Origin of the sequence: Sphingopyxis panaciterrulae, assembly GCF_014199295.1 — a bacterium.
In the GTDB taxonomy this organism is placed as follows: domain Bacteria; phylum Pseudomonadota; class Alphaproteobacteria; order Sphingomonadales; family Sphingomonadaceae; genus Sphingopyxis; species Sphingopyxis panaciterrulae.
In genome coordinates, this window is sequence record NZ_JACIJH010000006.1 from 57656 (window position 1) to 70384 (window position 12729).

The window sequence follows — 12729 nt, forward strand, 5'->3', positions numbered from 1 at the left end:
GGCTCTATTCCCCCGCCACCTTCTCCCCAGGGGCAGCAGGAGTAAGACATGACGACGATGGTGCATTTGTTCGGCGCAGCGGCGACAACGGCCGAGCGATCGAAGGAATTGCTGGGCGGCAAGGGGGCGAACCTGGCCGAAATGGCTTCGATCGGCCTTCCGGTGCCGCCGGGCTTTACGATCACCACCGACGTCTGCACCGCCTATTATGCGAACGACGAGCAATTTCCCGCCGGCCTGACCGAAGAGGTCGAAGGCGGCATCGCGCATATCGAGGGCATCACCGGGCGGAGCTTCGGCGACCCCGCGAACCCGCTGCTCGTTTCGGTCCGCTCGGGCGCGCGCGTGTCGATGCCGGGCATGATGGACACCGTCCTCAACCTCGGCCTCAACGACGCGACCGTGGTCGGCTTGGCCCAGGCCTCGGGCGACCCCCGCTTCGCCTGGGACAGCTATCGCCGCTTCATCCAGATGTATGCCGACGTCGTCATGGGGCTCGACCATGCGGCGTTCGAGGAGGCGCTCGAAATCGCCAAGGAGGACAAGGGCTTCTATCTCGACACCGAGATGGCGGCCGAGGACTGGCAGGCGCTCGTCGCCGAATATCAGGCGATCGTTCAGCGCGAAACCGGCGCGCCTTTCCCGCAGGAGCCGAAGGATCAGCTCTGGGGCGCGATCGGTGCTGTCTTCGCGAGTTGGGAAAGCGACCGCGCGAAAGTCTATCGCCGCCTGAATACCATCCCCGGCGAATGGGGCACCGCTGTCAATGTCCAGGCGATGGTGTTCGGCAATATGGGCGACACTTCGGCCACCGGCGTCGCCTTTACCCGCGACCCCGCGACCGGCGCGCGCGCCTGGTATGGCGAATGGCTGATCAATGCCCAGGGCGAGGATGTCGTCGCCGGCATCCGCACCCCGCAATATCTGACCAAAGCCGCGCGCGAGACGGCGTGCGCCAAGCCGCTGTCGATGGAAGAGGCGATGCCAGAAACCTTCGGCGAACTGGGCCGCGTCTTCGACACGCTCGAAACCCATTATCGCGACATGCAGGACATCGAATTCACCGTCGAGCGCGGCAAGCTGTGGATGCTCCAGACGCGTTCGGGCAAGCGCACCGCGAAGGCGGCGCTGAAGATCGCGGTCGACATGGCCGCCGAAGGCCTGATTTCCGAAGAGGAAGCCGTTCAGCGCGTCGACCCGGGCGCGCTCGACCAGCTTCTCCACCCGACGCTCGACCCCGATGCGCCGCGCGACGTGCTGACCAAGGGGCTTCCGGCAAGCCCCGGCGCCGCGTCGGGCAAGATCATGTTCGACGCCGACAGCGCCGAAAAGGCGGCGGGCCGGGGCGAAGCGGTGATCCTCGTCCGCGTCGAGACGAGCCCCGAGGATATCCACGGCATGCACGCCGCCAGGGGTATCCTCACGGCGCGCGGCGGCATGACCAGCCACGCGGCGGTCGTCGCGCGCGGCATGGGGCGCCCCTGCGTCTCGGGCGCCGGCGGGCTGGCCATCGACGGCGCGGCGCGGGTGCTGCGCGTTGCCGGCCGCGAACTGCACGAAGGCGATATCCTCACGCTCGATGGCTCGACCGGCGAGGTGATGGCGGGCGAGGTTCCGACGCTGCAACCCGAATTGGTCGGCGATTTCGGCACGCTGATGGGCTGGGCCGACAAGGTGCGCCGGATGAAGGTGCGCACCAACGCCGAAACCCCCGCCGATGCGCAGGTCGCGCGCGATTTCGGTGCCGAGGGCATCGGGCTGTGCCGTACCGAGCATATGTTCTTCGACGCCGCGCGCATCGCCGCGGTGCGCGAGATGATCCTCGCCGACAGCGAGGACGGGCGCCGCGCCGCGCTTGCGAAACTGCTCCCCGAGCAGCGCCGCGATTTCGCCGAGATTTTCCGCGTGATGGCGGGCCTGCCGGTCACCATCCGCCTGCTCGACCCGCCGCTGCATGAATTCCTGCCGACGCGCGAGGAGGATTTCGCCGAGGTCGCGGCCGCGGCCGGCGTCGGTATCGAGACGCTGAAGGCGCGTGCGAACGAATTGCATGAATTCAATCCGATGCTCGGCCATCGCGGTTGCCGCCTCGGCGTCACTTATCCCGAAATCTACGAGATGCAGGCGCGGGCGATCTTCGAGGCGGCGTGCGACGTCGCCGCCGAAACCGGAGCGGCGCCGATTCCCGAGGTGATGATCCCGCTGGTGGCGACGCGCCGCGAGTTCGACCTGATGAAGGCGGTGGTCGACACGGCGGCGAAGGCGGTGTTCGCCGAAAAGGGGCGCGAGATCGCCTATCTGGTCGGCACGATGATCGAACTGCCGCGCGCCGCGTTGATGGCGGGCGAGATCGCGCGGTCGGCTGAATTCTTCAGCTTCGGCACCAACGACCTGACCCAGACGACGATCGGCGTCAGTCGCGACGATGCGGGCCGTTTCCTGACCCAATATGTCGACAAGGGCATCTTCGTCACCGATCCCTTCGTCAGCCTCGACGTCGAGGGTGTCGGCCAGCTCATCGAAATCGCCGCCGAGCGCGGTCGCGGGACGCGCGCGGGCATCAAGCTCGGCATCTGCGGCGAGCATGGCGGCGACGCCCCAAGCATCCATTTCTGCGAGAAAACCGGGCTCGATTACGTCAGCGCCTCGCCCTACCGCGTCCCCATCGCACGCCTCGCGGCGGCGCAGGCGGCGCTGAGGGCGAAATAGGGGAGGGCGCAACGGGATGGGACGTGCCGAATGGGGCCGCAGAACGAGTAATCTGCTGAACCGAAAGAGCCTGTTCGGGGTTCAATAGACACGTCGGGGGCCGCTGAGGCCAGTCGGGTAGGTGGAACTCAATATCGTCGGGTTCGTTGACGGTGACATCATGAAATATCGCAACGTCAAGATTAAACGACGCGACCTGCTGGCCTCCGCTGGCGCGTTGGCTGTATCAGACTCGGTAAGCCATCTTGCGACCGATGGGTGCGGCAATGCGCCTCAGGTTGACAACCTGCCTGCCTTCGACACCTTCGATAATGCGTCGTCGGCGACAATCCCGACAGAGATCGCTGCGGTGCAGACGAAGGGCTATTCGATCGCGGGGGTTGGCGCGGCGGAATATCGTTACGACGCGTCAGTTGACGAGGCCTATGTCAATGAGAATCCGCGTTCAGCTTTTATCTCATCCAATGGCCGCGGGTTCAAGCTGGGCGAGCGCGAGCCGGACGCGGCGATGTTCGGCGCGCTGGCCGATGACGGCAGCAGTAGCCCCCCAGATGCAACGGCCGCATTGAATGCGCTCGCTCGATATTATCGGGACCATGGGCTGGACGGTGAGGCGAACAGCTTTGGAAGCGGTCTGTTCAAATTGCCTCCGGGCCTGGCCTTTCGGATTTCGGGCAGCCTGCACCTTCCTTGGTTCATGTGGGGCGCGCTGAATGGCGCCCGGCTTATCCCCATGGCCGGAACGCCGCTCCGCGCTTTCGACAACCAAGCCATGATCTGCCTGAACGTCGACGCCTCGGATCGGCAGATCAAATATGGTGGCGCCACCACGGTCATGCCGCGCCTGGAGAACTTCACCCTCTGGAACAATGACAATCCGCTCGGCATCATCAACGGCAATACCCTCGTCGAGGGGCTGCGGGGCATCTATTCCAAGAGCCGGCATGGCCTTCGTAACGTTACAACCAACAGATTGTGGGGGAGCTACGTCAAGTCGGGGACGGGTGGAAGCGGCGGAGGCCAGTATACCGATGGCATCCTGCTGGAGGATATCATTGTTTACGCGCATCAAGACCCCGACAATTATGCCATCCAGATCAACGCGTTCGGCGACAATCTGACGATTCGGAATGTACATTTTTCGGTCGAGCCGATCGGTCAGAAGGGCCTCCATGTAAAGAATTGCAATGGCGGCACTATCAGCGCCGTCATCAACGGCGCGCATCTGTTCGAGCGGTGCATCGGTCTCGATCTGACGGGGTTCCACTGCGAGAATGGCGGGCCGGTGAAATTCAGGGGTGTGGGCGGCTCGTTGCGCAATAGCCTGATTTACAATCGCTCCAATGTCCCGATGGTCGAGGTCGGCGCTTATGGGGATTATTACGTTCCGCCGCCGCTCACGATCGAAGAATGTCACTTCGGCTATAATGTCCCGGTCCCGCATACCTTTGTTCCCGCGGGTTACGAGCCTGACAATTCCGACATAAACATCACGACGAAGGCGGGGACCATCAACATACGGAATTGCTCGCGGACTCTCGTTTCCCGGGGGGAAGCGGCGCAGACGACTTATACGGCGGCCAAGGTTGCCCGAGACGGCGAATTGCTTGGTGCCTGGGAGAATAATGCGGCTTGGAATGCGCGCAATGCTTCTATCGTCGGTTACACGGTTCACTCCCAGATGCGGGCGCAACCGGGCCCTTTGGCGCTCAACGCCGCAATTTTGGGCGCCACCGCCAACGTGCGGTGGAACGCGCCGAACGGCACCTATTATTGGCGCCTTTTTGGGTTGGTCGGGCCTATAGATCGAATGTGCGGTCGAATCTTTCCGGGCGGGGAGTTGAGTGCCGCTAAGATCCGGGGCGGCAATGCCGCCAATTTCGACGCGCCCATAGGATCGCCCGAAACCACCAATCCGGCCATGTCGGCAATGACCATGTATCTGATTCGCGGCGAACGTCCCGGGTCCTATAGCCATCAGGTGTTTGCCGGATTGATGGGGATAAAGCAGTTCTACGATGCCGGCTATTGTCTTGGTAACGGCGAACAGTGGCAGGCGATTCCAGGCGGGCCGATTTCAGTCCCAAGCGTCAACAACGTCTCCGAAATCCGGTTGATCGGCAATGACAATGTTGAAATCGTCGCTCCTGCGCCGCCTGCCTATGGGACATGGAAGGTTGGCGACCGCGTAGAGAACAGCGCGTTGGGTCAGGCGAGTGATCAGAAGGACAAGCATATCGTCGCGAGCTGGCGCTGTGCTACCGCCGGGACGCCGGGGACGTGGCTGCCCGAGCGCGTGCTAGAGGTATAGCCTCGCGCGCGCGACCTGTCCGGCTGGGGATGCTCTGTTGCGATGCTGCTGAACGCGGCCGATCTGCGGCGAGTTCATCGTCGCCCTGACGAGACGCCGCCCGATAGGCGATGAATGATTTTCTCTCGGGACGCTTGCAATCGATCGAACCTGTCTCTAGAGCGCCCTGCGTCGAGTCGTTGGAATTTCAACGGAATGGTTGGCTCATTCAACGAAGCGACAATATAAGTTGCTGAAAAGCAACACCGCACCCGTAGCTCAGCTGGATAGAGCACCAGACTACGAATCTGGGGGTCGGACGTTCGAATCGTTCCGGGTGCGCCATTCTCCCTCAGGACCCGAATAATCCCCCGGTGCCGACCGGCTGGAGAGCCGCAACGCGCGCGCTCAGGCAGGGCGGTAGGTAAGCCTGACGACATCCTCGCCGATCCGGTCATGGGTCATGAGGTGAAGCCGGGGCCGTGGGCCCGCGAAATAGGGCGTGCCGCGGCCGAGCGCGACGGGATGCAGATAGATACGATACTCATCGATCAGACCAAGCTCGGTGAGGCTGTGGGCCAAATCGGGGCCGGCAACCTCGATCTCTCCCTCGCGCTCGGCCTTCAACGCACGAACCGCGCGCTCGAGATCGTCGCCGATCAGCGTGGCATTGGGACCGATCAACGGCTGCGATCGCGAGACGACCCATTTCGGCTGATTCCGCCATGCCGTAGCGAACGCCCGCTCATCGGCATCCCATTCGGGATGTTCGTCGTCCCAATAGCGCATGATCTCATAGATTTTGCGGCCGTAGAGGCTGCCCGCCTGCTCTTGAGCCTCCTTGATGAAGTGGCGGAAGAGCGTGGGGTCGGGCGCAAATTCCATATGGTCGACGTATCCGTCGAGGGATTGGTTCATTCCGAACACCAGCTTGGCCATGCCTGTTTCCTTTCTGCGCTCTGCCCCTTCGTTCACCCCTGCAGGGCCTCCGACCGCCGCGCGTCGGCGTCGTCGATCGCGAGCAGCGACGCGCCGCGCGTTTCGCGCATGATCAGCGCGGCGATCAGGCTGACGGCGCCGGCGAACAGGATGTAGATCGCAATCGGCGTCCAGCTATCATATTCGCGCAGCAAGGCGGTGCCGATCAGCGGCGCCCACGACCCCGCGACGATCGCGGTCGCCTGATAGCCGAGCGAGACGCCCGAATAGCGCATCCGGGTCGGGAACATCTCCGTCATGATTGCGGGCTGCGGCGCATACATGAAGGCGTGGATCGCGAGGCCGAGCATGATCGCGGCGAGGATCATCACGGTGTCCCCGGTGTCGAACATCGGAAAGGCGGCGAAGGGCCACGCCATGGTGAGCGCGGCACCTGCAATATAAACGGGCCGTCGTCCCACGCGGTCGGCGAGCGCCCCGACCAGCGGAATGGCGATCACATGCAGGATATGCGCGGCAAAGAGCAGCGTCAGGATGCGCGTCGCGTCGATGTCGCGATGGTGGAGATAGGTGATCGAGAAGGTGACGATCATGTAATAGACGATATTCTCGCCGAAGCGCAGCGCCATCGCGGTGAACACCCCGCGCGGGTAGCGTTTGAACACCTCAACGAGGCCGTAGCCGGCTTCGGCTGTGCGTTCGACCTTCGCCTTTGCCGCCTCGAAGATCGGGGAATCGCTGACCTGGGTGCGGATGTAATAGCCGATCGCGACGATGACCACCGACAGCCAGAAACCGACGCGCCAGCCCCAGGCCAGGAAGGCGTCTTCGGACAGAGTCACGGAAAGGACCAGCAGCACGACCGTCGCAAGCAGATTGCCGAGCGGCACGCCCGCCTGCGGGAAACTGCCCCAGAAGGCGCGGCTTTTGTTCGGGCTATGCTCGGTTACCAGCAGCACCGCGCCGCCCCATTCGCCGCCGAGCGCGAAGCCCTGGACGAAGCGCAGCAGCACGAGCAGCGCCGGCGCCCAATAGCCGATGCTGTGAAAGCTGGGCAGGCAGCCCATCAGGAAGGTCGATGCGCCGATCAGGACCAGGCTGAACTGAAGCAGCGACTTGCGCCCGATGCGGTCGCCGACATGCCCGAACACCACGCCGCCCAGCGGCCGCGCGATGAAGCCGACCGCATAGGTCGCGAAAGCGGCGATGATGCCGTCGAGGTCGTTGCCGGTCTCGGGAAAGAAGAGCTGGCCGAACACCAGCGTCGCGGCTGTGCCATAGAGGAAGAATTCATACCATTCGACGACCGTGCCCGCCATCGAGGCGCCCACGACCTTCTTCAGATAGGGCAGGTCGGCCTGCTGCTCATGCTCCATATGTCCCGCTCCCGCATGTCTTTTCCGGAACCTCTATGGAGCGGGCGCGTGGGGATTTGAAGAGCGCGCCTTGCCCGGGGCCGACCGGCGCGCATAGCTATGCCCTGTTGCGCCGTCGCGGCAACCGCGACAATCTGGACCGAAGGCGGCGGCCTCGCCGCACAAGGGAGAGTCATGAGCCAATCCATCGTCACGGTTGATATCGGCGGCACCCATGCGCGCTTCGCGATTGCGGAGGTCGAGGGCGGACGCTGCATCGCGCTCGGCGAGCCGACGACGCTGCACACCGAGGATCATGCGAGCTTCCAGACCGCATGGCAGGATTTCGAGCGCCGGCAGGGCAGGAGCCTGCCGCGCAGCGTCGCGATCGCCATAGCTGGGCCGACGAAGGGCGAGATCATCCGCTTCACCAACAATCCATGGATCATCCGCCCGGCGCTGATTCGCGAAAAGCTGAACGTCGACGATTATGTGCTGGTCAATGATTTCGAGGCGGTCGGCCATGCCGTCGCTCAGGCCGACGCGCGCTATTTCGAGCGGCTGTGCGGCCCCGACGAACCGCTGCCAGCGACCGGTACGATCAGCGTCCTTGGCCCCGGCACCGGGCTGGGCGTCGCGCATGTCTGGCGCGACGGTGATGCCTACCGCGTTCAGGCGACCGAGGGCGGTCATGTCGATTTCGCGCCGCTCGACAGCATCGAGGACGCGATCCTCGCGCGGTTGCGCAAGCGCCACCGCCGCGTGTCGGCCGAACGCATCGTTTCCGGTCCCGGCATCGTCGATATCTTCGAGACGCTGGCGGCGATGGAGGGACGCGCGGTGACGCCCGAAGAGGATGTGGCGATCTGGACCCGCGGCATGGAGCAGGAGGACAGTTTGGCCGCGGCTGCGGTCGACCGCTTCTGCCTGTCGCTCGGCAGCATCGCGGGCGACCTCGCACTGGCGCAGGGAGCAAGCGGCGTGGTGATCGCGGGCGGGCTCGGTCTTCGGATCCGCGACCATCTGGTGCGGTCGGGCTTTCCCGAACGCTTCGTCTCCAAGGGGCGCTTCGAGAATTTCATGGCCGCCATCCCGGTCAAGCTGATTACCCATCCGCAGCCGGGCCTGTTCGGCGCCGCCGCGGCCTTCGCGCGCCAGCATGGGTAGGATAGCGGCCCCTTCGTCATTCCGACGAAGGCCGGACCCTCGCCACTGGCAAGGCGTCCCAGTGAGATTCCGGCTTTCGCCGGAATGACGATGTGGGCAAGGTCTGCCGGCGTTCCCGGCGTGATTCTCTGACTCCAGATCGAAAGCCCAAACCCATATGCCTTCCGGCCTTTTCGCCCTCCTCGACGATGTTGCGACCATCGCCAAGGTCGCTGCCGCGAGCATCGACGACGTTGGCGCGGCTGCCTCGAGGGCCGGGGTGAAGGCGGCGGGCGTGGTCGTCGATGATACGGCGGTCACACCGCGCTATGTCACCGGCTTCACCCCGGATCGCGAACTGCCGATCATCTGGCGCATCACCAAGGGATCGCTGTTCAACAAGCTGATCCTGATCCTGCCGGCGCTGCTGCTGCTCTCGGCGCTTGCGCAGTGGGCAATCACGCCGCTGCTGATGGTCGGCGGCGCCTATCTCTGCTTCGAAGGGGCGGAAAAGGCGCTGCACGCGCTCCGCAAGGACACCACCAGCCTCGCGGAGGAGGCCGAGATCGTCGCCGACAAGACGCATGAGGAGGCGATGGTGACGGGCGCGGTGCGCACCGACTTCATTCTTTCGGCCGAAATCATGGTCATCGCGCTCAACGAGGTGCTGGACGAGCATCTCCTGCTGCGCGGCGCGACGCTTGCGGTCGTGGCGGTCGCGATCACGATTGCGGTCTATGGTGTCGTCGGGCTGATCGTGAAGATGGATGATATCGGCCTTCACATGGCGAAGCGCGGGTCGCGCGCGCGGCAGGCGGTCGGGCGGGGGCTCGTTGCCCTCATGCCCAGGTTGCTTGGCGCGCTCGCGACGATCGGCACCGCGGCGATGCTGTGGGTCGGCGGGCAGATTTTCCTCCATGGCCTCGACGAATTCCATATCGGCGGGATTGGCCACGCTCTCCACGATTTCGCCCATCGCGTCGCGGGCGGCTTGCCCGGTGCTGGCGCATGGGAATGGCTGATAAACGCCGCGGGAGCGGGCGTGTTCGGGCTGGCGCTCGGCGCTGTGATCGTCGGCGTGCTGCACCTGCTGCCAGGCCGGAAGACGGCGCATTGATCGGGGGGGGGGCGAATGAAGGGCGAAAATGATCCGCTGGCGTCCTTCTGGATGCCCTTCACCGCCAACCGCGCCTACAAGGCGCACCCGCGCCAGCTCGTGTCGGCGAGCGGCATGCACTACCGCAGTGCCGACGGCCGCGAGATTCTGGACGGCACCGCCGGGCTCTGGTGCTGCAATGCCGGCCATTGCCGGCCCGAGATCACCGAGGCCATCGCGAAGACCGCCGCGACGCTCGATTTCGCGCCGACCTTCCAGCTCGGCCACCCGCTCGCCTTTGAACTGGCGCAGCGCGTTGCGGCGCTGATGCCCGAGGGGCTCGACCGCGTCTTCTTCACGAACAGCGGGTCCGAATCGGTCGATACCGCGCTCAAGATCGCGCTCGCGGTTCAGCGGGCGCGGGCGCAGGGCGCGCGCACCCGATTGATCGGGCGCGAGCGCGGCTATCATGGCGTCGGTTTCGGCGGGATCAGCGTCGGTGGCATCGTCGGCAATCGCCGTACCTTCGGCATCGGCCTGCCTGGCACCGATCATCTGCGCCACACGCACGATCTGACGCGCAACGCCTTTTCGCGCGGATTTCCGCAGCATGGCGCCGAACTCGCCGACGATCTCCAGCGGCTCGTCGATCTGCATGGGGCAGAGACGATCGCGGCGGTGATCGTCGAGCCGATGGCGGGATCGACCGGCGTGCTGCTGCCGCCGGTCGGCTATCTTCAGCGGCTGCGCGACATCTGCGACCGGCATGGCATCTTGCTGATCTTCGACGAGGTCATCACCGCCTTCGGCCGCGTCGGCGGCGCGACGGCCGCCGAAAGCTGGGGCGTGACCCCCGACATCCTAACCATGGCGAAAGGATTGACCAACGCGGCGGTGCCGATGGGCGCGGTGGCGGTGAAGCGCGAACTGCACGATGCGGTGGTCGACCATGCGCCGGCCGGAATCGAGTTCTTCCACGGCTACACCTACTCAGGACATCCGTTGGCGAGCGCGGCAGGGCTGGCGGCGCTCGATATTTATTCCGCGGAAGGCTTGTTCGACCGGGCGAAGCAACTGGGCGGTTATTGGGAGGATGCGGCGCACGACCTGAAGGGGCGTCGCTCCGTCATCGACATCCGCACCACCGGGCTTGTCGCCGGGATCGAACTCGAACCGCGCCCGGATGCCCCCGGAGCGCGAGCGACCGAGCTGTTCCATGCCTGCTTCGATAATGGCCTGCTGATCCGCGCGACGGGCGATATCATCGCGCTGTCGCCGCCGCTGATCGTCGGGAAAGCCGAGATCGACGAGATGTTCAGCCTGCTTGGCGACTTGCTCGACGTGATCGACTGAGCGTACCGCCGTTCAGGTGCCGTCTGGCCCTGCCAGCGGAAAGGTGACCGATACCCGCGTGCCTTTGCCGGGCTCGCTGGCGATATCGAGCTGGCCCTGGTGGCGCTCGCTGATGTGCTTGACGATCGCAAGGCCGAGGCCGGTGCCGCCGACTGATCGGCTGCGTGCTTCGTCGACGCGGTAGAAGCGTTCCGTCAGGCGCGGAATATGCTCGGCCGGGATGCCGTCGCCCTGGTCGCTGACCGACAGCCGGACGCGGTCGCCCTCGCGGGTCAGTTCGACGGTTACCGGCGTGCCCGCGCGCCCGTATTTCATCGCGTTCGAGACGATATTGTGCGCCAGTTGGCCGAGCTGCGCCGCGTCACCCAGCATCGGCTGCACGCCATCGTCCAGCTTCGCCATGATATCTTTGGCCCGCGCCTGTTCGCTGTCGCGAAGCTGCGCGATGGTAGTGCGGACGATCGCCGCCAGGTCGGCTGGAGCGGTCGGGCGCCGGAAACGGTCGGCCTCGACCCGGGAGATCGAGAGGAGGTCGATGACGAGCTGCTGCATCCGCCGCGCCTCGCGCTCGATGATCGACAGGAAGCGATGGCGCGTTTCGGCGTCGGCCTCGTCGTTCATGTCCTGAAGCGTCTCGACATAGCCGAGGATGGCGGCGAGCGGCGTGCGCAGCTCGTGGCTCGCATTGGCGACGAAGTCCGACCGCATGCGGTCGGCAGCGTCGATCGCCGACCGGTCGGACAGGATGATGATCCGGTCGCTGCCCGAAAGCGCCGCGATCCGCATCGTCCAGCGTTGGCCGGGTCGCGGAAAGTCGACGAGGCTGATTTCCTGCGGTATCTCGGCGCCTGCCGCCTGGGCGAGCCATTCGGTCGCCGCCGGATGACGGATTGCGGTGCGGATGTCGGCGCCGACGATGTGGCGGCCGAGCAGCCGGACCGCGGCGTCGTTGGCAACCGTGACGATATTGTCGGTGGTACCGAGCAGCGGGTCGGTTTCCTGGTCGGCCCGGCGCGCGAAATCGGGATGGCGGAGCAGCGAAGGGATCGGGGCGGGCGGCGGCGGCGCTGCTTCCGCGTGCGCTTCGGTCACGGGGGCCGGCGCGGCGGCGTGGACGATGGCGGTGGCGGCGAAGCCGGCGACGACGAGGATCGCGATCGTCAGCGGGTCGCCCCCCGCCAGCGCGGCAAGGATCGCCGCAATGACGATCAATGTCAGCGCGATGACCAGACTGGACAGGCGATCGAACATGCGCCTTCGCGCCTCGCACGCCGCACGATCCCGCGCAAGGCCTGTTGCACCGTTCAGACAAGGCACTGCGCTTGTCCCAAAGCGGGAAAGCGGCGGGTGCCGGGCGGCTTTTCCTTTCCCCCCGCGCGCCAATTGGCTATGCGCCGGTCATGGAAAACAGCGAAAATCCGGCGACAGGCGAGGGCGTGGCTGCGGACGAGACGGTTCCGTCGCGGCGCCGGATGCTCGCGCTCGGCGCGGTCGGTGTCTCGGCGGCGCTGACGATTCGTCCGGCCTTCGCGCAAACCGCGGTTTCGGTGATGAATTGCGAGATTCCGGTCCCCGACGTCACCGCTGCCGGTCAGTATATCGACGCCAGCGGCAAGATCGTCCCGCCAGGAACGAAGGGCGCCTTTCCCGGCGCCCCGCGGCCCTTCACCGGCGAGGAAGTGAAACGTGCCTTTCGCGGCCGTTCGCTGCCAGGCACGACCTACGATCAGTCGCAGGCCTATCTGCAATATATCCGGCGCTTGCAGGCGGGGCAGAGCGGCTTTACCTGTTTCGCCTCCATCCAGATGCCGCGCTGACTCATCGCTTCATTCCTTTCGCGA

The 12729-nt window shown here is 65.2% G+C and carries 9 protein-coding genes and 1 tRNA gene; 7 read left to right on the forward strand and 3 right to left on the reverse strand.

Features of this window, described 5'->3' with window-relative positions; genetic code table 11:
* Positions 1-48: 48 nt before the first annotated feature.
* The 3 genes from ppdK (at position 49) to FHR21_RS10735 (ending at position 5344) form a co-directional block, all read left to right on the forward strand.
* A complete protein-coding gene (ppdK, locus tag FHR21_RS10725) occupies positions 49-2709 on the forward strand; it encodes a pyruvate, phosphate dikinase (RefSeq protein ID WP_184098065.1) in 2661 nt (886 codons plus the stop codon).
* A gap of 121 nt (positions 2710-2830) precedes the next feature.
* Positions 2831-5020: a hypothetical protein gene (locus FHR21_RS10730; RefSeq protein ID WP_184098067.1), complete on the forward strand. Its 2190-nt coding sequence runs from the start codon at positions 2831-2833 to the stop codon at positions 5018-5020.
* 247 nt (positions 5021-5267) lie between these two features.
* Positions 5268-5344: transfer RNA gene (locus FHR21_RS10735), tRNA-Arg, on the forward strand.
* A 63-nt stretch (positions 5345-5407) separates the two neighbouring features.
* On the opposite strand, the gene FHR21_RS10740 is transcribed toward FHR21_RS10735, so the two are convergent.
* Positions 5408-5938, reverse strand: coding sequence for a dihydrofolate reductase family protein (locus FHR21_RS10740; protein WP_184098069.1), 531 nt, complete (start codon positions 5936-5938; stop codon positions 5408-5410).
* Between the two features lie 32 nt (positions 5939-5970).
* Positions 5971-7314, reverse strand: coding sequence for an MFS transporter (locus FHR21_RS10745; RefSeq protein WP_184098071.1), 1344 nt, complete (start codon positions 7312-7314; stop codon positions 5971-5973).
* Between the two features lie 174 nt (positions 7315-7488).
* Here FHR21_RS10745 and FHR21_RS10750 point away from each other — a divergent pair, with 174 nt between their 5' ends.
* The 3 genes from FHR21_RS10750 (at position 7489) to aptA (ending at position 10888) form a co-directional block, all read left to right on the forward strand.
* The gene (locus tag FHR21_RS10750) at positions 7489-8460 is read left to right on the forward strand and encodes a glucokinase (protein ID WP_184098073.1); all 972 of its coding nucleotides are present in this window, start codon (positions 7489-7491) and stop codon (positions 8458-8460) included.
* A 157-nt stretch (positions 8461-8617) separates the two neighbouring features.
* Positions 8618-9556, forward strand: coding sequence for a DUF808 domain-containing protein (locus tag FHR21_RS10755; RefSeq protein WP_184098075.1), 939 nt, complete (start codon positions 8618-8620; stop codon positions 9554-9556).
* 15 nt (positions 9557-9571) lie between these two features.
* The gene (gene aptA, locus FHR21_RS10760; RefSeq protein WP_184098077.1) at positions 9572-10888 is read left to right on the forward strand and encodes an omega-aminotransferase AptA; all 1317 of its coding nucleotides are present in this window, start codon (positions 9572-9574) and stop codon (positions 10886-10888) included.
* Between the two features lie 12 nt (positions 10889-10900).
* On the opposite strand, the gene FHR21_RS10765 is transcribed toward aptA, so the two are convergent.
* Entirely contained in the window at positions 10901-12139 is a 1239-nt protein-coding gene (locus tag FHR21_RS10765; RefSeq protein WP_184098079.1) for an ATP-binding protein, read from the reverse strand.
* A 149-nt stretch (positions 12140-12288) separates the two neighbouring features.
* Here FHR21_RS10765 and FHR21_RS10770 point away from each other — a divergent pair, with 149 nt between their 5' ends.
* Positions 12289-12705: a hypothetical protein gene (locus FHR21_RS10770; protein ID WP_184098081.1), complete on the forward strand. Its 417-nt coding sequence runs from the start codon at positions 12289-12291 to the stop codon at positions 12703-12705.
* Positions 12706-12729 lie beyond the last annotated feature (24 nt).